Source organism: Alcanivorax sp. (assembly GCF_040118815.1).
In the GTDB taxonomy this organism is placed as follows: domain Bacteria; phylum Pseudomonadota; class Gammaproteobacteria; order Pseudomonadales; family Alcanivoracaceae; genus Alcanivorax.
In genome coordinates this window covers 1-3,018 of record NZ_JBEDTC010000018.1, presented here as the reverse complement: position 1 = coordinate 3,018, position 3,018 = coordinate 1, and the positions used below count along the sequence as shown (strand labels likewise).

Annotated in this window: 5 protein-coding genes; all 5 read right to left on the bottom strand. The window is 59.9% G+C overall.

Going from position 1 to position 3,018, the window contains the following annotated elements; translation table 11 throughout:
- A partial coding sequence (locus ABNH18_RS13910; protein WP_349383410.1) for a histidinol dehydrogenase occupies positions 1-238 on the bottom strand: 238 nt, incomplete at its 3' end.
- 224 nt (positions 239-462) lie between these two features.
- On the bottom strand, positions 463-1,107 hold the full coding sequence (hisG, locus tag ABNH18_RS13905) for an ATP phosphoribosyltransferase (protein WP_035248079.1): 645 nt from the start codon (positions 1,105-1,107) through the stop codon (positions 463-465).
- An 18-nt stretch (positions 1,108-1,125) separates the two neighbouring features.
- Positions 1,126-2,388, bottom strand: a complete 1,263-nt coding sequence (gene murA / locus ABNH18_RS13900) for a UDP-N-acetylglucosamine 1-carboxyvinyltransferase (RefSeq protein ID WP_035248081.1) — start codon at positions 2,386-2,388, stop codon at positions 1,126-1,128.
- 40 nt (positions 2,389-2,428) lie between these two features.
- Entirely contained in the window at positions 2,429-2,683 is a 255-nt protein-coding gene (locus tag ABNH18_RS13895) for a BolA family protein (protein WP_272961595.1), read from the bottom strand.
- Positions 2,684-2,808: 125 nt separating this feature from the next.
- On the bottom strand, positions 2,809-3,018 hold a 210-nt coding region (locus ABNH18_RS13890), incomplete at its 5' end, for an ABC transporter substrate-binding protein (protein WP_349383409.1).

Below are 3,018 nucleotides of genomic sequence, written 5' to 3'. Positions count from 1 at the left end.
CCAGTGCCGCCTGCAATTGATCATGCCCCACCACCAGCTCATCCATGCCGGCCACGTCACGGCGGTCAAAGCGGTTGGTGTATTCCACCAGCGCCGCATCGCCGCGTTTGGCCACATCACGAAGAATGCCGCGCACCCGATCCGCCACTTCCTCGTCTCGCTCTTCGGACCAGGCGGTAAGGGCGGCCAGCTTGGCATCGAAATCCGCGTCTTTGGCGTTAAGCCAGGTGGTTTCCATGGTTGGCACCGTAGTCAAAGTCACAATCTGTTAGGGGGGAAGCAATTGATAATTGAGAATGGATAATTGATAACGGAGCGCTCAATGTCTTGACGATCTGAAAGCTCAATGGCCGCGCCCAGAGCCTGGGCGCGGCCTGTTGCGCTTGATGATAGAGAGCCTGTCCCGCGCGTTATCAATTATCCATTCTCAATTATCAATTAACGCCTACCCTACCCGCTGAACTAACCGGCCTTGCGGGCCTCCACCGCCTCGGCCAGCTGATCCAGGATGCCCTGAATGTCCCCGTGGCGGGTTTTCATGCTGGCACGGTTGACGATCACCCGGGTGGAAATATGGGCGATCAGTTCGGTGGGCTCCAGACCGTTGGCGCGCAGGGTATTGCCGGTATCCACGATGTCCACGATGCGGTCGGCCAGACCCACCAGCGGCGCCAGCTCCATGGCACCGTAAAGTTTGATCACTTCTGCCTGTTTGCCCTGCTGGGCATAGTAAGCCTTGGCCACGTTGACAAATTTGGTGGCCACGCGCAGGCGTCCCCCCGCATCCGGGGCATCCTTCACCGCCGCTACCATCAATTTGCAACGAGCGATATTCAGATCCAGGGGTTCGAACACGCCGTCGCCGCCATGCTCCATGAGCACATCCTTGCCGGCCACACCGATATCCGCCGCACCGTGCTGCACATAGGGGGGCACATCGGTGGCGCGAATAATGATGATTTTCACATCATCGCGGGTGGTATCGAAGATCAGCTTGCGTGACGCTTCCGGATCTTCCAGCAGTTCAATGCCCGCCGCTTTCAGCAGCGGCAGGGTTTCCTTGAGGATGCGCCCCTTGGACAGGGCGATGGTCAACGGCTTGGTCATTACGACGCTCTTTCCCGATCAGCGCGGGACGCGGCGAATCACCGCACCCAGCGATTGCAGTTTCTCTTCAATACACTCATAGCCGCGATCGATGTGATAGATACGGTCTACCGTGGTTTCCCCTTGCGCCGCCAGCGCCGCGATCACCAGGGAGGCGGAGGCGCGCAGGTCGGTGGCCATCACCGGCGCACCGGTAAGCTGCTCCACACCGCGACAAATAGCGGTATTGCCCTGCACTTCGATATCGGCGCCCATGCGGTTCATTTCCTGCACATGCATAAAGCGGTTTTCAAAGACCGTTTCCACAATGGTGCCGGTGCCCTCGGCGATCAGGTTCAGGGCCATGAACTGAGCCTGCATGTCCGTGGGCATGGCCGGGTACGGCGCGGTCCGCAGCGAGATGGCCTTGGGCCGACGACCCTCCATGTCCAGCTCGATCCAGTCGTCACCGGTGGTAATTTTTGCGCCGGCTTCTTCCAGCTTTTGCAGCACCGCATCGAGAATGCCTGGCACGGTGTCCTTGGTCTTGATACGGCCACCGGTGATAGCAGCGGCAATCAGGTAGGTACCGGTTTCGATACGGTCGGCGATCACTTCATGATGACCGCCGTGAAGACTCTCCACCCCTTCAATAGTGATGGTGTCGGTACCGGCGCCACTGACCTTGCCACCCATGGTGTTGATGAAGTCAGCCAGATCCACCACTTCCGGTTCGCGGGCCGCGTTTTCCAGGTAGGTGGTGCCTTCCGCCAGCGCCGCCGCCATCATCAGGTTTTCGGTACCAGTCACGGTCACCGTATCCATGACAATGCGAGCCCCCTTGAGACGGCCCTCCACAGAGGCGTGCACATAACCGTTGGCCACTTCGATGGTGGCGCCCATGGCCTCCAGCCCGCGCAGGTGAATATCCACCGGCCGCGAGCCAATGGCACAACCACCGGGCAGCGACACTGAGGCCCTGCCAAAATGAGCCACCATGGGGCCCAGTACCAGGATGGACGCACGCATGGTCTTCACCAGCTCGTAGGGAGCGGTGAGTTCCTTGATGGTGGTAGCGTTTACTTCCACGTTCATGCGGTCGTCGATCACCACGTGGACGCCCATGCGACCCAGCAGCTCGATCAGGGTGGTGACATCCTGCAGATGCGGCAGGTTGCCCACGGTGACCGGCTCGTCGGCCAGCAGGGTGGCGGCCAGGATCGGCAGTGCTGCGTTCTTGGCGCCGGAAATACGGATTTCGCCGTCCAGACGCCGACCGCCGGTGATGATCAATTTATCCATGAACTGTCTCTAGGCTTGTCAGAAGGCCGGGCGCAATGCCTCAGCCGATACCCATTTTCTGGGCTTTTTCCCACTCGGCCGGGGTATAGGTAATGATCTGCACCGCGTGGATAGTATTGCTCTGGATCTGCTCGTTGATGGTCGCGTACACCAGCTGCTGCTTCTTCACCGGCATCAGGCCGTCAAAGGCGGTAGATATCACGCGAATCTGGAACCGGTCGCCGCCGCCTTCCACCGCCACGGCGGCACCATCAAAACCGGCTTCGACCAGCGCTTTTACCTCTTCCGGATTCATGTTCGCTCCTCATCGGGGCCGACAGCGGCCCGAACAGCAAGGAGCGGGACAGACCCGCTCCTCGGTAAAAACGGCAATAATACGCGAGCCGGCGCCCCCTTGCCACGGCGGCGGCGGCCGAACAATCAGCTCTTCTGGTCTTCACCCTCGATGCCGGCGTCGATCTTGGCGTCCGCGGACCAGTTGTCGATCACCTTGTCGATGTCGTTGTACTGCTGCATACCCTGGGCGAACTGGCTCTGGAAGGTATCGCGCAAATCCAGACCGTTGACGTAGACATTGATCACCCGCCACTGATCATCACGCTGGAACAGGGTGTAATAGATCGGCACGGT